This is a genomic window from Streptomyces sp. NPDC048197 (assembly GCF_043202395.1).
Lineage (GTDB): Bacteria > Actinomycetota > Actinomycetes > Streptomycetales > Streptomycetaceae > Streptomyces > Streptomyces siderophoricus.
Window position 1 is genome coordinate 1 of sequence record NZ_JBIDAJ010000028.1, and the last position, 19,956, is coordinate 19,956.

General features: G+C 73.8%; 18 protein-coding genes. 8 read left to right on the forward strand and 10 right to left on the reverse strand.

Annotation, left to right across the window (positions count from 1 at the left end):
- Nucleotides 1-249: 249 nt before the first annotated feature.
- Nucleotides 250-969, reverse strand: coding sequence for a methyltransferase domain-containing protein (locus tag ACGF4C_RS29005; RefSeq protein WP_393569966.1), 720 nt, complete (start codon nucleotides 967-969; stop codon nucleotides 250-252).
- A gap of 80 nt (nucleotides 970-1,049) precedes the next feature.
- Nucleotides 1,050-1,589, reverse strand: coding sequence for a hypothetical protein (locus ACGF4C_RS29010; RefSeq protein ID WP_393569968.1), 540 nt, complete (start codon nucleotides 1,587-1,589; stop codon nucleotides 1,050-1,052).
- A 457-nt stretch (nucleotides 1,590-2,046) separates the two neighbouring features.
- Here ACGF4C_RS29010 and ACGF4C_RS29015 point away from each other — a divergent pair, with 457 nt between their 5' ends.
- A complete protein-coding gene (locus tag ACGF4C_RS29015; protein WP_393569970.1) occupies nucleotides 2,047-3,051 on the forward strand; it encodes a lytic polysaccharide monooxygenase in 1,005 nt (334 codons plus the stop codon).
- A 128-nt stretch (nucleotides 3,052-3,179) separates the two neighbouring features.
- On the forward strand, nucleotides 3,180-3,509 hold the full coding sequence (locus ACGF4C_RS29020; RefSeq protein WP_393569972.1) for a hypothetical protein: 330 nt from the start codon (nucleotides 3,180-3,182) through the stop codon (nucleotides 3,507-3,509).
- Here ACGF4C_RS29020 and ACGF4C_RS29025 read toward each other — a convergent pair.
- A complete protein-coding gene (locus ACGF4C_RS29025; RefSeq protein WP_393569974.1) occupies nucleotides 3,476-3,958 on the reverse strand; it encodes an SRPBCC family protein in 483 nt (160 codons plus the stop codon). The genes ACGF4C_RS29020 and ACGF4C_RS29025 overlap by 34 nt on opposite strands.
- Before the next feature lie 120 nt (nucleotides 3,959-4,078).
- On the opposite strand from ACGF4C_RS29025, the gene ACGF4C_RS29030 reads away from it, so the two are divergent.
- Nucleotides 4,079-4,666 carry a helix-turn-helix domain-containing protein gene (locus ACGF4C_RS29030; RefSeq protein ID WP_351535055.1) on the forward strand — a complete coding sequence of 196 codons (588 nt, stop codon included), beginning with the start codon at nucleotides 4,079-4,081 and terminating at the stop codon, nucleotides 4,664-4,666.
- 64 nt (nucleotides 4,667-4,730) lie between these two features.
- Here ACGF4C_RS29030 and ACGF4C_RS29035 read toward each other — a convergent pair whose 3' ends face one another.
- The gene (locus ACGF4C_RS29035; RefSeq protein ID WP_393569977.1) at nucleotides 4,731-5,582 is read right to left on the reverse strand and encodes an esterase/lipase family protein; all 852 of its coding nucleotides are present in this window, start codon (nucleotides 5,580-5,582) and stop codon (nucleotides 4,731-4,733) included.
- A 457-nt stretch (nucleotides 5,583-6,039) separates the two neighbouring features.
- On the opposite strand from ACGF4C_RS29035, the gene ACGF4C_RS29040 reads away from it, so the two are divergent.
- Nucleotides 6,040-6,615, forward strand: a complete 576-nt coding sequence (locus tag ACGF4C_RS29040) for a pyridoxamine 5'-phosphate oxidase family protein (RefSeq protein ID WP_393570102.1) — start codon at nucleotides 6,040-6,042, stop codon at nucleotides 6,613-6,615.
- Nucleotides 6,616-6,636: 21 nt separating this feature from the next.
- Here ACGF4C_RS29040 and ACGF4C_RS29045 read toward each other — a convergent pair whose 3' ends face one another.
- Together ACGF4C_RS29045 and ACGF4C_RS29050 are read right to left on the reverse strand one after the other, a co-directional pair.
- Nucleotides 6,637-7,749 carry a hypothetical protein gene (locus ACGF4C_RS29045; protein WP_393569979.1) on the reverse strand — a complete coding sequence of 371 codons (1,113 nt, stop codon included), beginning with the start codon at nucleotides 7,747-7,749 and terminating at the stop codon, nucleotides 6,637-6,639.
- A complete protein-coding gene (locus ACGF4C_RS29050) occupies nucleotides 7,746-11,294 on the reverse strand; it encodes a DNA polymerase III subunit alpha (protein ID WP_393569981.1) in 3,549 nt (1,182 codons plus the stop codon). Before ACGF4C_RS29050 ends, ACGF4C_RS29045 begins: the two co-directional genes overlap by 4 nt.
- A gap of 247 nt (nucleotides 11,295-11,541) precedes the next feature.
- Between ACGF4C_RS29050 and ACGF4C_RS29055 the strand changes: the two genes are divergently transcribed.
- The gene (locus ACGF4C_RS29055; protein WP_393569983.1) at nucleotides 11,542-12,606 is read left to right on the forward strand and encodes a DUF3533 domain-containing protein; all 1,065 of its coding nucleotides are present in this window, start codon (nucleotides 11,542-11,544) and stop codon (nucleotides 12,604-12,606) included.
- A gap of 167 nt (nucleotides 12,607-12,773) precedes the next feature.
- Here ACGF4C_RS29055 and ACGF4C_RS29060 read toward each other — a convergent pair whose 3' ends face one another.
- Nucleotides 12,774-13,544 (reverse strand): SDR family NAD(P)-dependent oxidoreductase, encoded by a 771-nt coding sequence (locus ACGF4C_RS29060; protein WP_393569985.1) that lies wholly within the window; start codon nucleotides 13,542-13,544, stop codon nucleotides 12,774-12,776.
- Nucleotides 13,545-13,687: 143 nt separating this feature from the next.
- Here ACGF4C_RS29060 and ACGF4C_RS29065 point away from each other — a divergent pair, with 143 nt between their 5' ends.
- The 3 genes from ACGF4C_RS29065 to ACGF4C_RS29075 all read left to right on the forward strand — a co-directional run bounded on the left by ACGF4C_RS29065 (nucleotide 13,688) and on the right by ACGF4C_RS29075 (nucleotide 16,117).
- Nucleotides 13,688-14,371, forward strand: a complete 684-nt coding sequence (locus tag ACGF4C_RS29065) for a TetR family transcriptional regulator (RefSeq protein WP_393570104.1) — start codon at nucleotides 13,688-13,690, stop codon at nucleotides 14,369-14,371.
- A 411-nt stretch (nucleotides 14,372-14,782) separates the two neighbouring features.
- Nucleotides 14,783-15,223 carry a subtilase-type protease inhibitor gene (locus ACGF4C_RS29070; protein WP_030811498.1) on the forward strand — a complete coding sequence of 147 codons (441 nt, stop codon included), beginning with the start codon at nucleotides 14,783-14,785 and terminating at the stop codon, nucleotides 15,221-15,223.
- A gap of 84 nt (nucleotides 15,224-15,307) precedes the next feature.
- Nucleotides 15,308-16,117: a metallophosphoesterase family protein gene (locus ACGF4C_RS29075; RefSeq protein ID WP_393569988.1), complete on the forward strand. Its 810-nt coding sequence runs from the start codon at nucleotides 15,308-15,310 to the stop codon at nucleotides 16,115-16,117.
- Between the two features lie 91 nt (nucleotides 16,118-16,208).
- On the opposite strand, the gene ACGF4C_RS29080 is transcribed toward ACGF4C_RS29075, so the two are convergent.
- From ACGF4C_RS29080 to ACGF4C_RS29090, 3 genes are all read right to left on the reverse strand, one after another.
- Nucleotides 16,209-17,282, reverse strand: a complete 1,074-nt coding sequence (locus ACGF4C_RS29080; RefSeq protein ID WP_393569990.1) for a S1 family peptidase — start codon at nucleotides 17,280-17,282, stop codon at nucleotides 16,209-16,211.
- Between the two features lie 364 nt (nucleotides 17,283-17,646).
- Nucleotides 17,647-18,642 carry a slipin family protein gene (locus tag ACGF4C_RS29085; RefSeq protein WP_393569992.1) on the reverse strand — a complete coding sequence of 332 codons (996 nt, stop codon included), beginning with the start codon at nucleotides 18,640-18,642 and terminating at the stop codon, nucleotides 17,647-17,649.
- Nucleotides 18,643-18,817: 175 nt separating this feature from the next.
- Nucleotides 18,818-19,726: a S1 family peptidase gene (locus tag ACGF4C_RS29090; protein WP_393569994.1), complete on the reverse strand. Its 909-nt coding sequence runs from the start codon at nucleotides 19,724-19,726 to the stop codon at nucleotides 18,818-18,820.
- Between the last annotated feature and the right edge of the window lie 230 nt (nucleotides 19,727-19,956).

Genomic DNA, 19,956 nt, shown 5'->3' on the forward strand with positions numbered 1-19,956 from the left:
AACGGGAGGGGACGGGCCGGAGGGGCCGGTGTTTGGGACGTAAAGCGTCAGCAGTCCCAAACACCGGCCCCGGAGGCCCGTCACCGCACCCGACAACACCCCAGCCCGCCGCAGGCGCAACGGCGAGACGCCCCGCGGCGGGACAGACAGCTACGTACGCGGCGCCGCAAAGCGCACAACGGCGAGCCCCGCGGCGGGACAGACGGGTACGTGGGAGGCGCCGCAAAGCGCAGCGGAACGGCGGGAAAGCTAGGTACGTGGGAGATCGGCCAGCAACGCGTAGCGCTGGTCGTGGACCTCCTTGCCCCACAGGATCGCGTCGTGTGCGAGGTCCTGGACGGTCGTATGTGCCGCCAACGGGGCGACGAGGCGGGTCAGTTCGTCTGCGGGTATGCCGATCGGGTCCGACTCGCCCCAGCGGCCTTCTATGAGGACCAGCCGCCCGCCGGGCATCAGCAGATCGGCCCAGCGGCGCAGTGCGGCCGCCGGATCGGGTAGCGCCCACAGCAGATGGCGCACCAGCACGACGTCGAACCGCCGCTCCCCCACGGGTGGTTCAGCGGCGTCGCCGACCAGGAAGGCGGCGTCCCGAGCGGCGAGCTTGGCGCGGGCCCGCTCGATCATGCGCGGGGAACGGTCGACGCCCAGCACGCGGTGCCCCTGCTCCGCGGCGAGCAGGGCCAGGCTTCCCGTGCCGCAGCCCAGGTCGAGCACCTCGGCGGGGCCGGCCGGCAGCCACGTCCGCAACCGGGCGGCCCAGGCCGCGCGCACGGCCGGGTCGCGCAGCCCGTGGTCCGGCTCGTCGTCGAAGGTCTCGGCGGCCGCTTCCCAGTACGCCGCGTCGGCCACCGGAAGGGCGGTCGGTTCCGGCCCCAGGTCGTGGGGCTGCGGGGACGGGTCGGCGTAAGGCTGCGGGGACGGGTCGGCGTAAGGCTGCGGGGAGGGGTCGGCGGAGGTGTGCGTGCTCATGTCTCGATGCTGCCATCGACCACTGACAACGGCCCGGGCCCGCCGCGCCCGTCCGGGCCGTCGTCGGCGCAAGAGTGCGATCAGCGCCCGGTGTCCACCATGAGGTCCGCTCGCATCACGTCACGCATCCTTTCCCAGCGGCGCCACAGCTGACGGATCTCCGCTCGGATCTCGTCGAACGAGCCGTCCGGATCCGGATTTCCCTCCTCCAGGCACATCGTCCGGCGGTACGTCTCCGAGAGAGCCATCGTCATTCCGTCGAGCTCGATCAGGACCGGGGCCGAGGCAATCATCTGAGCCTCGGCAAAGGCGGCGTGATGGGCCTGCCTGGCTTCCTCCAGCACCTCTCGGGCTTCCGGCGTCACCTCCCCCTTGTGTATGAGCCACAGGAACTTCATCAGGTGGGTTCGGTATTGGCGGAGGACTGCGTTCACCGACACGTAGCAGTCGCGCCGGCGGTCCAGCTCTGCGACATGCCTCTCGCGGATCCACTGTGCTTCCTCGACCTGCTGTTGGCGCTCGAACTGGTCTCTCTGCACGCGGGCCATCAGGCGTTGCGACAGGACGGGGGCACTGAGCGTGCCGGCTACCCGGACCATTGCCGCGGTCAGGCCGATCAAAGCGTCTCCCACGAAGCCTCCAGAGTGGTCGAGTCCGTCAACTCAGCAGCGCGCGGCCCGGCATGGCGGTAATGCGGGCGTCTGTGCCGTCGTACGAAACGCGGGTGGAATGGCGCGGCGGGCGCCCGCACCACTACAGCAGGCCTGCACAGCACGACACCTTACGGACGGCCGACGGCCCCGCTCCCGGTCCCCGCGCCCGTTTCCTCCCGGCCTGCCTGTGGCCCCGCTTAGCGGTTCCTTAAGTGCGCCATAAAGATCCTCAGCAACCCGCTTCCGGGGGCGAATTGGCTGTTCAGCGGGGCTAGCGTGCTTCTCGCAAGGCGGCATTGCGGGCCGTCGGCGCCGGTCTCCGGGGGGCGGCGCCGGTGTCTGCGTTCCGACCCCCCACCTTCGGCTGCCTCTTGCGCCCGTTGCTTCTCCCCGCTCGACGCATCTGATGAAGGAGACCCCCACCATGACCGTTCGTCGCAAGGCCACCGGGATCGCGCTGGCCGGGATCGCGCCGCTGGCGCTCACCGTGCTCTGCGCGGGGCCGGCCGTCGCGCACGGTTCGATGTCGGACCCGGTCAGCCGGGTCCTGGCCTGTTACGCGGAGGGGCCGGAGAACCCGAAGTCCGCGGCGTGCAAGGCGGCCGTGCAGGCCGGCGGGGCGCAGGCGTTCTACGACTGGAACGGGGTGCGGGACGGCAACGCCGGCGGCAGGTCCAAGCAGAAGATCCCGGACGGCAAGCTCTGCAGCGGCGGCGACGCCCAGTTCAAGGGCCTGGACCTGCCGCGTGCCGACTGGCCGGCGTCCAAGGTGCGGGCCGGTAAGCACACGTTCCGCTACAGGGCCACCGCGCCGCACAAGGGCTCCTTCGAGCTCTACCTCACCAAGCCGGGCTACGACCCGGCCAAGCCGCTGAAGTGGTCGGACCTGGAGTCGAAGCCCTTCGTGAAGGTCACCGACCCGAAGCTGACCAACGGGGAGTACGTCTTCGACGGCACGGTCCCGCAGCGGTCCGGGCGGCATCTGATCTACAGCATCTGGCAGCGGTCGGACAGCCCCGAGGCGTTCTACACCTGCTCGGACGTGGTCTTCGGGAAGGACAGCGGCGGTTCCAAGGCCGCCACGGCACCCGCGCCGGCCGCCTCGGCGCCGACCGACGGCCAGATCGCGGCGGGTGCGGACAAGTCCTCGATGGACATGGGCCAACACGGGGGCGGCCACGATGTGACGGCGCCCTCCAAGGGGGCCGGTGCGCCGGCCGTGGACCAGGGTGCGGCCGCTCCGAAGGCCGCGGGGAATGCGGCGCGGACCGACGGGGACGCCAAGCCGGTCAGCGGGCAGCGGCTGGCCGAGACCGGTGGCGACTCCGCCACCGCCCCGCTGGCCATCGGTGGTGCGGCCGTGCTGGCCACCGGTGCCGGGGTGCTGTTCGCCACCACCCGCCGCAAGGCCGCCCGCCACCACGGCTGACACCCCACAAGCCCCCCCACAGGCCCGGCTGACGCCGGGAGGCCGCCGCCCCCCTCTGCGCGTGGGGGCGGCGGCACGGCCGTGTGGGCGGCGTGCCGCGCTACGCGCCGTTCGGGGGCGGCGGTTCGATGAGCGCGCCGGCCGGGCTCGGCGTGGTGGCCGGCGCCGGGAACGCCGGTCCGGACGTGCTGATGAGGGTCACCGCCACCTGTCCGGCGGCGGTGACCCTCGCCGGCCCGGCCGCCGCACCGGTGCTGCTGCCGCGTCGCACTCCCCTGTGGTGCGGCGTGGCCGCGAGCGCCGTGCTGACGGCCGCGGTCCTGGTCCTCTCCGGCCGGCTGCTGGCGATCCCGCTGGTGCTCGCCGGTGCGGCGCTGGGCTTCCTGCGCTGCGTCGGGCGCGGGCAGGCGGGCAGTGAGGGTGCTCAGTGGGCGAGGCGGCGCAGCAGGCGGACGTAGCGGCTCCAGCGGGCGGGCCGGGCGACGCGGCCGGTGCAGGCGTGTTCGGCGCGGTCCAGGCTGTCCTCCAGGCACGCGTCGTGGAGCTGGCGGAAGGCCAGCGGCCAGCTGAGCCGGGCCGGGCCGCGGGCGCGCATGGCGAGGGTGTGGCGCAGCAGGGTGCGGTCGGGTCCGAGCGGGTGGACGGTGTACTCGTGGAAGCCGTCGAAGCCCCGCGGGCCGCTGAAGGTGAAGCGCACCCAGCGGCCCGGGACGTAGGCGGCGACGGTGTAGCGGACCGGTCCGTGGCCGCCGGCGGCGCCTGCCGCGAGCGGGCCGTCGAACACCATCGGGGGCCAGTCGCGGCCCGGCCAGAGCCGGTCGGCGGCGCCGGACAGGCCGTCGATCAGCGGGCCGGCCTCGGCGTCGGGGACGGGCAGCACCCGCTCGTGCACGTTGTAGACACCCATCGGGCGGCCTTTCCGTGAGGCGTGGGGCAGGCGCCGGCTCGCGGGCGGGCGCGGGCCCGGCGCAGCGAAGAACGGTTTTGGAGGGGTCTCTCCAATATTATGGAGAGTACCCTCTAGAACATGGCCAGGCCACCCCGTTTCGACATCTCACAGCTCCTCGACGCCGCCGTACGGCTGGCGGCCGAGCACGGGCCCTCGGGAGTCACCATGTCCGCGGTCGCCCAGGCCGTCGGCGCCCCGAGCGGCTCGCTGTACCACCGTTTCGCCGGCCGCCCGGCACTCCTCGCCGAGGTGTGGCTACGCACCGTCGAGGGCTTCCAGGAGGGCTATTTCGCGGCCCTGCGCTCAGGGGACGGGCCGCGGGCCGGGGGCCGGGCGGCCTCCCGGCACGTGGTCGCGTGGAGCCGTGCGCACCCCCAGGAGGCCGCACTGCTGCTCTACGGGGCGCACGAGTTCGGCCGGGACGACTGGCCGGAGGAGCAGCTGCGCCGCGCGGACGAGGGGAACATGCGGGTCCGGGCGGCGGTGGCGGCGCTCGCGGGCGCGCTGGGGCTGCACGGCGAGCTGGGCCTGGAGCGGGTGTCGCTCGCCGTCGTCGACCTGCCGCTGTCCCTGGTGCGCCGCCATCTGCGCGGCGGGGAGCCGCTGCCCCCGCACGCCGAGGAGCTGGCCGGGCAGTGCACCGACGCCCTGCTGACCGTGGGCTGAGACCAGCCGCGGGGGCGGCGTACGGCCCGGCCCCCGCGCGGGCGGGGAGCCGGGCCGGCCGCCGTCAGCCGTTCAGGCAGGTGGTGGGGGTGGCGTGGGCCGGGTCGAGGGCGTTGGCCGTCTCGTGGAAGGCCACGGGGTCGACGGTGCCGATGGCGACGTGCTCGGAGAGGTCCACCGCACACAGGTCCTGGAGCAGGACGTTGCGCACGTCGGGGCCGTCCAGGTAGCCGCTCCGGTAGGGCGTGACGACCTCGTCGTACTTGGTCGCGATCACGGTGTAGTGCACCCCGGGGACGGTGTCGCCGCCCGCGTTGAGGCGGTTGAGCACGTCCGAGCCGACGATCTGGTCGGTCAGCCCGGGGGTCGCCTTGCTCAGGTACTGCTTGGCGCCGGGGAAGTGGTCCAGCAGGCGGGTCAGCCCGTCCAGGTCGGTGCCATGGTTGTCGGGGGCCAGCCCGACCAGCGTGTTCACCTTGTCCGCGCCGCCGTGGAACTTCAGGTAGACGCGCGCCATCATGCCGCCCTGGGAGTGGCCGACGAGGTCGACCTTGTGCGTCCCGGTGGCGGCGAGCACCCGGTCGACGTAGGTGGCGAGCTGCCCGGCGGAGGCGTCCACCGGGCCGAGGCCGTAAAAGAGCGGTACGCCGGGGAGCTGGCCGTAGTCCAGGGAGAAGACGCAGTAGCCGCGGGCCACCAAGTAGGGCGCGAGACCGAGCCAGTTGTCCACGGAGTTGCCGAGGGTGCCGTGTACCAGGACCACCGGCCGCGGGTGGGCGGTGGAGGGCTTGCACGAGAAGTTGTTCCAGCCGCTGCGGACGGTGGGGGCGTCGGCGGAGGCGGGAGCGGTGGCGAAACCAAGGGCGAGGGCGAGGGCGGGAAGCAGGGTGAGGGTTCGGGACCAGCGCAGCTTCATACGATGCTCCTTGCGAGGGGGGTGTGAGGGGGGTGCGAGGGTGAGGAGACTCCGAGGTGCACGGTGAGCCGTTCACCTGCGATCCGGATCGCAAGGGCCAACGCAGTTGACTGGCAAGTAAGTTACGGCCGGGTAAGCAAGAAGGACCAGTCGTGTGACGGTGAAGGAAAACGCACACAACCCTCACCGGACGCACGGGGGTCGAACCTCCCGTTCCGTGCTGCGGTGCCCGCCGTGTCGGATACCTCACTCATGCGCCCGGGACGGGCCGGTTGTCAGACCCGTCGCGTACCGTCGATACCGCGTTGACCAGGCAGGTGACGGAGGGGAGACACCGATGGAGACGACGGCGGACGGCGCGCGAACGGCGGACCGTGCGGGGACGGCGGATGAGCGGGGAACGGCGGATCTCACGGGCATCGTGGAGATCTCGTCGGAGGCGGAGCTGCGCGAGCTGATGGGCCATCCGAATTCCCATGCCGCCAACAAGACCCGCCACCGGCTGCACGACCTCGACCGGCAGTGGCTGGCCCGCTCACCGTTCTGCGTGATAGCCACCTCGGACGCCCAGGGCCGGTGCGACGTCTCGCCCAAGGGCGACCCGGCGGGTTTCACCCTCGTCCTGGACGACACCACCCTCGTCATCCCCGACCGCCCCGGCAACAAGCGCATGGACGGCTGGGTGAACGTCCTCGCCAATCCGCACGTCGGGCTGAACTACGTCCTTCCGGGGCGCGGCGACACCCTGCGGATCAACGGCCGCGCCCGGCTGCTGCGGGACGCCCCGTTCTTCGACCGGCTGGTGGTCAAGGGCAACCGCCCGCGGCTGGCGCTGCTGGTGGAGGTCGAGGAGGTCTTCTACCACTGCTCCAAGGCGTTCCTGCGCTCGGAGTTGTGGCGGCCGGAGACCTGGGAGCCGGAGGCGGTGCCCTCGCGGGCGCGGATCGTCAGGGGCGTCGAGGCCCAGGACCGGTCGCTGGCGGAGCTGGAGGAGCACTACGGCCCGCGGTATGCGGAGCGGCTCTACGGCTAGTCCGCTCCCGGCCCGTGGGGCTCAGTGCCGGCCGGCGCCCGGGCCGGGCGGCTTGGTGCCGTGCTTGGGCGGGGGTGTGCGGCGGGCGGCCGGGCCGAGGGTCGCCGCGGGGCGTACGACGCCGGCGCCGAAGCGGGCGCGGGCCCGGTCGACGGCCGCCTCGATGCGGTGGGCCTTGTCGTCGGACGGGTCGAAGCTCAGCTGGTGCGCGGCGCGTTCGGCGCGGCACAGGTCCTCGGCCCGCAGCGCCACGGACCGCACCCGGGCCCGCTGCAGCCCGAGCGCGGCGTGCAGCGCATAGGCCGCCTCGGTCAGTGCGGGGCCGTGGGCGGTCGGTTCGGCGAGCCGGCGGGTGCGGGTCGTCGTGGAGCGGTCGGCGTAGCGGACGGTGAGGGTGAGCGCGCGGGCCACCTGCCCGGTCGTGCGCAGCCGTGCGCCGAGGTCGTCGGCGAGCGAGAGCAGCGCCCGGCGGCGCCGGTCCGGGTCCAACTCGTCGTGGACGAAGCGGTGTTCGGCGCCCATCGAGCGGGCGACGGCATTGGGCACCACCGGCGTGGGATCGATGCCGCGGGCCCGGTCCTGGACGACCCGGCCGGTCCGGGCGCCGAGGATCCGCTGCAGGGTCCCGGGGGGTGCGGCGGCGATCCGGCCGACGCTGTCGAGTCCGTAGGCGGAGAGCGCGCGGGCGGTCGCCGGGCCGACGCCGTGCAGCGCCGAGGCGGGCCGGCGGTCCAGGAAGGCGGTGACGGCCTCGGCGTCGTCGGGGACGGTCCGGATCTCGCCGGGCGCCGCGGCCTGCGCCGCCATCCGGGCGAGCAGCGGGTTGGCGGCGATCCCGATGGTGCACCGTACGCCGTGCCATGCCAGTGCGCGCAGCCGGATCAGCTCGGCGATGCCCGCCGCGTCGCGGTCGAAGTAGCGCAGCGCACCGCGGACGTCCGCCAGTGCGGCGTCCGGCGGCAGCGCCTCGACCATCGGTGTGAACTGCGCGAGCAGAGCGAGCAGTTGCTCGAACTGGCCGGCGCTCACCGGGGTGTCGTGGGCGTTGCGGAAGCGGACGTGGAGCATGCCGGGCGGCCGCGCGGCGCCCGTGGGTCGCGGCGGCGTGGCGGGGGGCCGGGTCGTGGGGGTCATCCCGCGCTCCCGGGGCTGGCGTGCCACAGCTTCCGGCCGGTGGCGGCGCGTTCGCCCGGGGGCTGGAGGTCGGCCCAGGGGTGCAGTTCGTAGCCGGTCTCCAGCCGGATGGTGCGGCCCGGTCCGGCGCCGGCCGGTTCGGGCTCCGCCCCTTCGCCGGGGCCCGCTCCGGGCTCTTCACCGGAGCCCGGGCCGGCTGCTGTGCCCTGCCCGGCCGTGGGCCGGTCCGGCTCCGCGGCGAGCCGGGCGGCGACCGCCTCCAGGCCGCCCTCGCGGCGGAGTTCGGCCAGTTCGGCGAGGTTCCAGGCGGCGCTGCCGACCACGCTGAGGCTGCGCGGCCCGCGCCGCTGGACCGTGCCGCGCACCAGCAGCAGCCAGGAGTGGAAGACGGTGTGGGCGCAGGCCTCGTGGGAGTCGTCGAAGAAGGCGCAGTCGACCAGGCCGGTGCTGTCGTCGAGGGTGGTGAAGATGACCCGGCGGCCGGAGCGGACCGGCGGGGTCTGGGTGGCCGCCTTGGCCCCGGCGACCAGCACCGTCTCGCCGTTCCTGGCATTGCGCAGCAGCCGGGCCGGCAGGGCGCCCAGTTCGGTCAGGAACTCCCGGTGGTCGGCCATCAGATGGCGGGAGGCGTCCATGCCGAGGACGCCGAGCTCGGCGCTGAGCCGTTCGACGTCGCTGAGGTCGGGCAGCCCCGCGGGCTCGACGGGGTCGGCCCGCCGTTCCTCCAGGTCGGTGTGGAGCGAGAGCTGACCGCCGGTCGCCTGCCGCCCGTGGTGGTGCAGCTCGGAGACGTACAGCAGCAGGTCCCGCCGGTTCGCGCCAAAGGCGTCCAACGCGCCCACCCGGGCGAGGCGTTCGGCGATCGGGCGGGAGGGCCGGGCGCGCTGCCACAGGTCCTGGAGGGAGTGGTAGGGCTGCCCGTCCGCGATCCGCCGCGCCTCGGCCTCGCTCATGCCGTGGACGTCGGAAAGCGCGAGCCGCAGTCCCCAGGCGTCCCCGCCACCCTCCCGACCGGACACCAGTTCGATCCGGTGGGTGACCGCCGAGCGGTTCACGTCCAGCGGCAGCACCGGCACCCCGCGCCGACGGGCGTCCGCGAGCAGCAGCCGCTTGGGGTACATCCCCGGCTCGTGGGTGAGCAGCCCGGCGTAGAAGGCCGCGGGGTGGTGGGCCTTGAGCCAGGCGGACTGGTAGGTGGGCACCGCGAAGGCCACCGCGTGCGCCTTGCAGAAGCCGTACGAGCCGAAGGCCTCGACGATCTCCCAGGTCCGCGTGATCACCTCGGGTGCGTAGCCGCGCCGTTCGGCGCGCCGGGCGAACCAGGCGCGCACCCGGCCCTGCAGCTCCGGCTCGGACAGTGCGCGCCGCATCTCGTCCGCCTCGTCCCGGCCGCAGCCGGTCATGATCCGCAGCACCTCGATGACCTGCTCGTGGAAGACCACCACGCCGTAGGTCTCGCGCAGCGGCCCCTCCAGGTCCGGGTGCGGGTAGCGGACCGGTGCACGGCCGTGCCGGGCGTCGATGAAGGGCCGGACCATGTCGGCGGCGACCGGGCCGGGACGGAACAGCGAGATGTCGACCACCAGGTCGTGGAAGGTGGCGGGCTGCAGCCGGCCGATCAGATCGCGCTGGCCCGGCGACTCGATCTGGAAGCAGCCGAGCGTCTCGGTCGAGCGGATCAGGTCGTAGGTGGCCGGGTCGCCGGGCGGCACCTGTGCGGGGTCGTCGAGGTCGAGCCGGCGGCCGGTGGCCCGGCCGATCTCGGCGACCGCGTGCGCCATCGCGGACTGCATGCGCACGCCCAGCACGTCGAGTTTGAGCAGCCCCATCTCCTCCACGTCGTCCTTGTCGAACTGGGACATCGCGAAGCCCTCGCCGCTGGTCGGCACGACGGGCGTGCGGTCCAGCAGCGTGGCGTCGGAGAGCAGCACCCCGCACGGGTGCATGGCGATGCCGCGCGGCAGGGCGTCCAGCGCCTCGACCAGTTCCCACAGCCGTTCGCCGCCGTCCTCCCGGATGCCGCGCAGCTCCGGCAGTTCGGTCAGCGCGGCCCGGGCGTCGCGGGCGCGGATGTGCGGGAACGCCTTGGCGAGCCGGTCGACCCGCGCCGGGTCCATGCCCAGCGCGGCGCCCACGTCCCGTACGGCGTGCCGGACGCGGTAGGTCTCGGGCATGGAGACCGTGGCGACCCGTTCGGCGCCGAAGCGGTCGAAGATCGCGCGGTAGACCTCCAGCCGGCGGGCGGACTCCACGTCGATGTCGATGTCCGGCAGCGCGGCCCGCCGCGTCGACAGGAAGCGCTCCATCAGCAGCCCGTGCTCGACCGGGTCGGCGTGTGCGATGCCGAGGAGGTGGTTGACCAGGGACCCGGCGCCGGATCCGCGGGCCGCGACGCGGATGCCGCGCTGCCGGATGTCGTCGACGACCTGGGCGACGGTCAGGAAGTACGAGGGGTAGCCGAGCCGTTCGATCGTGCGCAGCTCGTCCTCCAGCCGGGCCCAGCGGACCCGGTCGCGGTCGTGGCCGCGCAGGACCATGCCGGCGGCGCAGCGCGAGCGCAGCACCCGGGCGGCGGTGCGGCGTTCCGCGCCGACCAGATGGGGTTCGGGGAAGTGGATCCGGCCGAGCCCGATGTCGTCCTGCGGGTCGACGAGGCACTCCCCCGCGGTCCGCTCGGTCATGGCGAGCAGTTGGTGGGCCAGGCCGCGCCGGAAGCCGGCCGCCTCGGCGATCCGCTCGGCGGTGCGGCCCATCGCGTCGGCGTCCTTGAGCCAGCGCTCGCCGCCGTCCCAGGACTCGGGGCGGTGCGGGTCCACCGGCACCAGGCGGCGGGCGGAGTCCAGGACGTCGGCGACCGGGCCCTGGCCGGGGTCGGCGTAGCGGACCGCGTTGGTCAGGACGGCGCGGATGCCCTGGTCGACGGCGAAGCCGAGGGTGCGGGCGGCCAGCCGGGTGGAGCCGGGGCCGCTGCCGGGCCGGGCGTGGTCGACGACCTCCAGCCGCAGCGCCTCGCCGTACCGCTCGCGCCAGGGGGCGACGAGCCGGGCGGCGCGGTCGGGGCGGCCGGCGGCCAGTGCCCGGCCGATGTCGGAGTCCGGGCCGAGCAGCACGGTGAGCCCGTCCGCGGCGGATTCCAGCTCGGCCCAGGAGAGGACGGGCCGTTCGCCGCCGCCCGCGTGGGCGGCCGAGACCAGCCGGCACAGGGCGGCCCAGCCGGCCGCTCCGTCGCGGGCCAGGAAGACGGCGCGGGCGGCGGACTCGTCGATGAAGGCGCCGCCGCGCACCGGGGTGCGCCGGCGGGTGGTGGCGGCCGGGGGGTCCGGGGTGTGTTCCGCGACGGCCAGTTCCGCGCCGAAGAGCGGGCGGATGCCGGCCTCCGCGGCGGCCCGGGCGAACCGTACGGCCCCGGAGAGGCCGTCCCGGTCGGTCAGCGCGAGGGCGTCCATGCCGCGTTCGGCGGCGCGCTCGGCCAGCCGCTCCGGGTGGGAGGCGCCGTAGCGCAGCGAGAACCCCGAAGCGGTGTGCAGATGCGTGAACCCGGGCATCCGCACCTCCTGCACCTCACCGCCCCCGGCTGACCTTGTGTCTCTCGTTCCTCACCTCCACCATAACCCGCTCGTCGAACATTCGTACGAACAACACGCCGGGCAGCCCGAAAGATCGTCTTCGCGCCCTCCGCCGTTCAGCCCATCCGTTCTGCACCCACCCGTGGTAGATCGCAAGATATGGGGGCAAAAGCCGTCTTCCGATGAGCCGGATGCCGGTGGGTGAACCTGCGGCGAGGAGTGACGGATGGCCACCACGGACGACGGCACCCGCACCACCTTCCTCGGCGAGGTGAAGAGCGCCGTGACCCCGCACGCCTCGTTGCTGGTGCTCGGCGTCCTGGGCCTGGTGATCGCGTTCATCACCTCGTACACCGGCGCCTTCCACCACCCCCGGCCGACGGACGTACCGCTCGGCGTGGTCGCTCCCGGGCCGGCCGCCCGGCAGGTGGTGGCGCAGCTGGACCGGCTGCCCGGCGCCCCGCTGGACCCGCGCGCGCTGCGCTCCGAGCGCCTGGCCCGGCAGCGGCTCGCCGACCGGACCGTCGACGGGGCACTGATCGTCGCGCCGCGCGGCACCACCGACCGGCTGCTGGTCGCGAGCGGCGGGGGCGCCTCGCTGTCCCAGGCGGTCGAACTGGTCGTCCGGGCGGCCGAGAAGACCGAGGGGCGCACCGTCCGGACGGTCGACGTCGCCCCCGCGGCCCCCGGCGACAGCCGCAGCCTGTCGTCCTTCTACCTGGTCGTCGGCTGGTGCGTCGGCGGCTATCTGTGCGCCGCGATCCTCGCGATCAGCGCCGGGGCGCGGCCGTCCAACGGACACCGGGCCGTCATCCGGCTGGCCGCCCTCGCGCTGTACGCGATCGTCGCCGGGCTGGCCGGCGCGATCATCGTCGGCCCGGTCCTGGGCGCGCTGCCCGGCACCTTCGCCGGGCTGTGGGGGCTGGGCGCCCTGGTGGTCTTCGCGGTGGGGGCCACGACGCTGGCCTGCCAGGCCCTGCTGGGCATCATCGGCATCGGCCTGGCGATCCTGCTGATCGTCATCCTGGGCAATCCGAGCGCGGGCGGCGCCTACCCGTATCCGCTGCTGCCCCCGTTCTGGCGCGCCATCGGCCCGGCCCTGCCGCCGGGCGCGGGCACCTGGGCGGCGCGCTCGCTCGCCTACTTCGACGGCGCCGCGGCGACCGGCCCGCTGCTGGTGCTCGCCGCCTGGGCGGTGGGCGGCACGCTGCTCACGCTCCTGCTGTCGGTCTTCCTGAAGAAGGACCGCCCAAGGGGCCGCCCCCCGGAGGACGAACGACTGCCGGCCTGAACCACCGGGCGCCGGCCCGGACGCACCGGTCATCCGCACCGAGGCCTTCGGCTCGCGCGGCCACCTGACGGTGCGGTCACAGTCGGACGACGGGGCTGTCCTCGTGGCGGACCACACAGACCTGATGGTCCGTCATCAGCCTTTGCCCGCCCGGCAGTTGGGCACCGTCACATGTGCGTGCCGCCGTCGATCCGGATCTCCGTGCCGGTGATGAACGCGCCGTCCTGCGAGGCGAGCATCGCGATGACGCCGGCGACCGTCTCCGGGCCCGCGAAGCCCTCGCCGAGGGCCGGAGCGAGCTTGACGAACAGCGACATGTCGGCATCCTCGGGCAGGCCCGGGCCGCGGCCGCTGGTCATCCCGCTGGCGATGGAGCCCGGTGCGACACACACCGCGCGCAGCCCCTGCTTGCCGTATTCGGCGGCGATCGCGTGGGTCATGGACTGGATGCCGCCCTTGCTCGCCGCGTACGCCGCCATGTAGGGGTGCGCGAACGAGGCCGAGGTGGAGCTGAAGTTGACCACGACCGGGGACGTGCCCGCCAGGAGGGCGGGCAGCGCCTCGCGGATCATCAGGAACGTGCCGGTCAGGTTGGTCGCGATGATCCGGTTGAAGAGCTCCAGGCCGGTCTGGTGGGTGTGCGCGGAGCGCAGGATGCCGGCCGCGTTGACCAGCACGTCCAGGCCGCCGAGGCCGTCCACCGCGGCGGCGACGCCGGAGCGGACCGCCGCCTCGTCGGCTATGTCCAGCACCGCGGTCCGCAGCCGGCCTGCGGCCCCGTCCGCGGCGGCCCGGCCGGCGGTGGCCTGCAGGCCCGCGGCGTCGACGTCCGCCGCGACCACCCGGCCGCCCTCGGCGAGGATCCGGTGGACGGCGGCCTGGCCGATACCGGAGCCGGCCCCGGTGATCAGGACCCGGCGTCCCTCGAAGCGGTTCATGGTGGTGCTCCCTTCGCAATGGCGACGATCGACGCTGCGGCGATCGCTGTGCACGGTACGCCGCGATGGCACGATGTGCCAGACACGCGCGATGTGCCGCGCTGTCACCACGCTCGTAAGCTGAGTCCATGTCCGCCGAGTCCGTGCCCACCGAACCCCGTCCCGCGGCGCCCGCCGCCCGCCCCTCGCTCACCGAGCGGCGCAAGGCCGCGACCCAGCTGGAGATCGCCCGTTGTGCGGCGGTGCTGTTCGCCGAGCGCGGCGCCGCGGTCACCGCCGAGGAGATCGCCCGCGCCTCCGGCGTTGCGCTGCGCACCTTCTACCGCTACTTCCGCACCAAGGAGGAGGCGGTGGCGCCGCTGCTCTCCGTCGGGGTGCGGCAGTGGATCGACGACCTGGCCGCACCGCCCGCCGGGCCGGAAGCGCCCACGGTCCGTGAAGTGCTGGAGCGGGCCGCCCGCCGGGCACTGACCCCCGCCGACGAGCCGGCCGCGGAGGCGCTGCGCCGGACCCGCGGGCTGCTGCGGGCGATGCCCGGCGATCCGGCGCTGCGCGCGGTCTGGCACCGGGTCCACCACGAGGCCGAGGAGACGTTGCGGCCGGTCCTGGCGCGGATGACGGGTGCGGACGCGCTGCAGGTCCGGCTGGCCGCGGCTGCGGCGAACACCGCGCTGCGGGTCGCGGTGGAGGAGTGGGCGGCGGACGACGGTCCGGTGGACGGTCCGCGCGGGCCCGGCGAGTTGGCGGCCCGCGGCATGCGGGCGCTGACGGCCGGCCTGCCGGAGCTGGACGGGCCGCCGAACGGGCGGTCCGCGCCCCGGGATTGAGGGCGCCCGGGCCCCGATTGCGTACGAAAACGCGGCGGGTAAGGCGGCCCGCCGCCGACCGCCTGTTACCTCGAAGCGCGGCTCAGGCCGTACGGAGGCGGCCTCCGGCCCCCCTCTTCGGCCAATCGACGGAGATCAAAACCCGCCCGAACGACCGGTCGGCGGCCGGATTGCTTCCCTCCCGGTCATCGTGGCCCTTGCCCCCCGCACGATGCACGGGGCATCCCGGCTGGCCGCACCGCGCTTCCCGTGCGCTCCCCCGAACCCCTCCCGTCAGGTTCGCGCCATTACTCTCAGCTTTCACCCAACGACTCAAAGCGATCGGCGAAGGACCGCTCAAGGTGCTTTCGGGACGTGTTTCGACCAAACTCCCGTCCGGTATCTGCACCTTCGAGCAAAGGAGTGTTCGTCATGCGGTACACCACTGGGGCGATCGCGCTCGGCACGGCGCTGGTCCTCGGCACGCTGGCCACCAGCGCCCAAGCCGTCGCCGCCCCAGCACAGCCCGCGCGCAGCGGCGGTCTCTACGCACCGTCGGAACTGGTGCTGACGGTCGGCCAGGGCGACAGCCGCGCGAACGCCACGGTCCAGCGCGCGGTGTCGCTCAGCTGTATGCCGGTGGCCTCCGGCAGCCACCCGGCGCCGAAGGCCGCCTGCGCCGAACTGCGGGCCGCGGCCGGTGACTTCAACACCGTCACCAGCCCCAAGTCGGACCGGCTGTGCACCAAGGAGTGGGCCCCGATCGTCGTCACCGCCGACGGCGTGTGGCAGGGCAAGCGGGTGTCGTACACCTACACCTACGCCAACTCCTGTGTGATGCGCGCCGGCCTGAGCTCGGTCTTCGAGTTCTGAGCACCGCACCCAGGTCCCCGGGCACCGGTGGGTGGTGCCCGGGGACCGCCACGTTCGGGGACCACGGGTGCATAGGCTCGGCCCATGACCGACATCAACATCCGGCCCCCGCACGGACCTTCGGACCGGACCGGGGTCGCCGTGCTCTCCGACGTCCACGGTGTGCTGCCGGCCCTGGAGGCGGTACTCGCCGAACCGGACGTCCGCGCCGCCGGGCGGATCGTACTGACCGGCGATCTGCTCGCCGGGCCGCTGCCCCGCGAGACCCTCGCCGCGCTGCGCTCCCTCGGGGAGCGCGCGGTGTGGGTCCGCGGCAACGCCGACCGGGAGCTGACCGACGATCCGGCGGGCCGCGGGGAAGACGGCCCGGCGGACCCGGTCAGCGCCTGGGCGGCCGGCCAACTCGCCCCGGAGGACAAGTACTCCCTCCGGGCGCTGCCCACCTCCGTCACCTTGGAGGTGGCCGGGCTCGGGCCGGTCCTGTTCTGCCACGCCACGCCCCGGGACGACGAGGAGATGGTGCTCGTCGACTCACGGCCCGAGCGCTGGGCCGAGGTGCTGGCGGAGCTGCCCGACACCGTACGGACCGTGGTCTGCGGGCACACCCACATGCCGTACGTCCGGCTCACCCACGGGCGGCTGGTGGTCAACCCCGGCAGCGTCGGCATGCCGTACGGCAGGGCCGGTGCGCACTGGGCGCTGCTGGGGCCCGGCGGCGGCGCGGTCACCCTGCGGCACACCCCCTTCGACTACGACGCGGCCTGCGCCCGGATCGCCCGGGATTCGGGCTTCCCGTCGGCGGCCGACTGGGCGGATACGTACGTACGGGCCCGGGTTTCGGCCGAGGAGGCACTGGCCGCGTTCGGGCCGGGCGACGGGCGGGCGGCCGGCTGACCCCGCGGGGCGCCGGCCCCCGGACGGCGGACGTGTCCGGGGGCGGCGCCCCGGGAGCATGCCGGGACGGCTCCGGGACCGCGGCCGCGGATCAGCCGATCTGCGCGCCGTAGGCCTTCAGGGCCTCCGGGACCGGCTGGAAGAAGGTCTCGCCGCCGCCGGAGCAGTCGCCGCTGCCGCCGGAGGTGAGGCCGATCGCGGACTCGCCGTCGAAGAGCGCACCGCCGCTGTCGCCGGGCTCGGCGCAGACGTCGGTCTGGATCAGCCCTTCGACCGTGCCCTCCTGGTAATTGACGCTGGCGTTCAGGGCCTTGACGGTGCCGTCGTGGACCTGGGTGGTGCTGCCGCTGCGCTGCACCTTCTCACCGACGGTGGCCTCGGCGGCCTTGGTGATCTTCTGGGTGCTGCCGTTGTAGAGGTCGACCTCGCTCGGGTGCTCGGTGTTCCCGGTGTACTTGGCGAGGGAGTAGTCGTCGCCGGGGAACTTGGAGTCCTCGGTGGTCGCGATCTCCGAGCCGCCCTGCTTGTCCGACCAGCTCTTGACGGCGTTGCCGCAGTGGCCGGCCGTGAGGAAGTAGGGCTGACCGTCCTTGACGACGTTGAAGCCCAGCGAGCAGCGGGCGCCGCTCCCCCAGATCGCGTCACCGCCACCGATGAAGGGCCTGAACTGCCCCTTGCTGCGCCGGAGTTCGATCCGGTCGCCGAGGCTCCGGGTGACCGCGGTGAGCCGGTCCAGCCTGCTGCCGGTGACCGTGCGGTCGGCGGTCACCACGACCTTGTTGCTGCGCGGGTCGATGCCCCAGGCCGTGCCGGGGATGGTGGCCTTGGCCTTCAGCGTCTGCCGGGCCGCGTCGAGCTGGGCGAGGGTGTGCTTGACGAGTCTGGCCTCGGCGCCCTTCGCCCGGACGGCCTTGGCCGCGGTCTCGCTGACGACGTTGACCACCAGCTTCTTCGCCTGCGCGTCGTAGTACGCGCCGGCCGTGCCGGTCTTGAGGTGGGACGCCAGGGTGGTGGCCGCGGCGGAGGTCAGCCTGGCCACCGTGGGGGCGGTGGGGGCCGGGGACGCCTGGGCGTTGGCGAGGGTGACGGTGGCGGTGGCGGCGAGGGCGAGCGCTCCGGCGCCTGCCAGGACGGCGCGCCGGTGGGGTATGCGTCGGTGCTTCAACTCAGAGCCTCCCGTGGGGGGAAGGGCCCGGACTGTGGGGAGTCGCACGGGCCCGGAGAGTGAGATCCGGCACGAACGGGGCCCGCCCCGCGGCGCGGCGCCTCGGGGGGTCGCGTTCATGCCAAGGTGCGGAGCCGAATATTCCCACCCGTCTCAGTCGTGCACAAGACCGAGTTCCGGTCTCACGTACGGGAGTTCACGGTTTCGCCACATCGCCGTCACACCGATATCCGCGGACCGCGCTCCTGAGTGCGGACATCAACGGGGGTCCGGGCCACTCCGGGCGGGCCCGTATGTGAGGGTCCGGTCCGGCCGGAAAACGCCCCCGCCGGGGAGCGGCGGGGGCAGGGGCGGGCGGACCGGCTCAGCGGAGGTCTTCCGGGAGGTCCACCGGCACGTCGGTCGGCACATCGGCCGGCAGGTCCACCGGCTCCTCGGTCGCCAGGTGGGCGGGCAGGTCGGCCGGGTGCTCGGCGTCGGGCAGCACTTCCAGCCGCTCCTCGCCCGGCAGCGGCTCCTCCGCGGCGGTCGCGCCGTCCGGGCGGCGCACCGGCTCCCGCCGGTCCGCGGCCTCCGGCGGGCCGGCCGGAACCTGGCCCTGCTGCGCGGAGCGCTCCAGGAACCGCAGCAGCTCCACGGGGAACGGCAGGACGAGGGTGGAATTCTTCTCGGCGGCGACCGCCACCACGGTCTGCAGCAGCCGCAGTTGCAGCGCGGCGGGCTGGTCGGACATCGCGGCCGCGGCCTCGGCCAGCTTCTTCGACGCCTGCAGCTCGGCATCGGCGTTGATCACCCGGGCCCGCCGGTCGCGGGTGGCCTCCGCCTGGCGGGCCATCGACCGCTTCATCGTCTCCGGCAGCGAGACGTCCTTGATCTCGACCCGGTCGACGGTCACGCCCCAGCCGATGGCCGGGCTGTCCATCATCAGCTCCAGCCCCTGGTTGAGCTTCTCGCGGTTCGACAGCAAGTCGTCCAGTTCGCTCTTGCCGATGATCGACCGGAGGGAGGTCTGGGCCATCTGGGAGACCGCGAAGCGGTAGTCCTCGACCCGGATGACCGCGTCGGCGGCGTCCACGACCTTGAAGTAGACCACCGCGTCGACCCGGACCGTGACGTTGTCGCGGGTGATGCCTTCCTGGGCGGGCACCGGCATCGTGACGATCTGCATGTTGACCTTACGCATCCGGTCGATGCCCGGGATGATCATGGTGAAGCCCGGCGGCCGGACCGCGGAGGTCAGCTTGCCCAGCCGGAGCACCACACCGCGCTCGTACTGCCTGACCACCCGCGCCGCCGCCATGAAATACACCGCGCCGGCGCATGCCAGTCCCACTCCGGCCGTCACCAGTTCTTCGACCATCACGGCCCCCTGAGGTGTGCCGTATACCGTCCGTGTCCGGGCTGCTTTTCCATGGTATGCCCGGCTCCGGAAGGCGGTCGAGGCGCGGCGAGGGGTGCCGGCCGGGTCCCCGTCCGCCGGCTGACGGGGGCCCGGCCGGACCTGTCCGGTCAGGAAGTGCGCACGTCCCGTCCGGTCAGTACACGCTCACGCCGTACGCGCTGAGCGCCTCGGTGACGGGCTGGAAGAAGGTGGTGCCACCGGACGTGCAGTCGCCGCTGCCGCCGGAGGTCAGGCCCAGGGCCTTGGTCCCGGAGTAGAGCGGGCCGCCGCTGTCACCGGGTTCGGCGCAGACGGTGGTCTGGATGAGCCCGGAGACGATGTCGCCGCTGCCGTAGTTGACGGTGGCGTTCAGCGCGGTGACCTTGCCGCTGTGGATGCCGGTGGTGGAGCCGCGGCGGGTGACGGACTGGCCGACGCTCGGGGTGCCGGCGCTGGTGATGTCCTGACTGCCGACGGTGCCCGGGTGCGACAGGGACGTGTTGGTGTACTTCACGATGCCGTAGTCGTTGCCGGGGAAGCTGGTGCCGGTCGTCGGGCCGATGCTCGTGGTGTCCGAGGAGTTGGTGTACCACGGCGGCTTGCCCTCGGTGCAGTGACCGGCCGTCAGGAAGTAGTAGGTGCTGCCGCTGCGGACGTTGAAGCCCAGCGAGCAGCGCCAGCTCGGCGTGTAGATGGCGTCGCCGCCGGAGAGGAACTTGCGGAAGGTGCCGGCGGTCCGGTCGATGCGGAGCGCACCGGCGTTGGCGCCGGCGGCCCGCTGGATCTTCGCGATCTCCGCCCGGGAGACGGTGCGGTCGGCGGTGACGACCAGGGTGTGGTTCGCCGGGTCGACCCGCCAGGCGGTGCCGGCGACGTCCGCCGCGCGGACCGCGTCACCGGCGGCGGCGAGCCGGGCGGCGCTGAACGTCTGTGCGGGTGCGGGGTTCTGGGCGCTGGCGGTCGGGACGGCGATGGCGCAGGCGGCCACCAGTCCGGACGCCACGGCGATCAGCCGGGTGCGTCTCGCCACGCCGCTGCGGGGGGTGGTGCGCTCGTTCCTCACTGATTCCTCCGAGGGGATCGGGGGGCCGCCGGTGGGCAGCCCGGTGAGGCGCAGCCGAAGGGCACGCGGAATCCGCACGTTCATTTTTGCGTGCCCCTGACAAGCGCTGAGCGGGAGTCTCCGGCGCACCACCCGTCGAGCGCAAGAGGGCTTCACGCATGTCTCGCGCCGGAAATGCGCCCGACACCTCAACACCGCGCCCCGGCGGCCGGGTTGACGGCTGCCGGGGC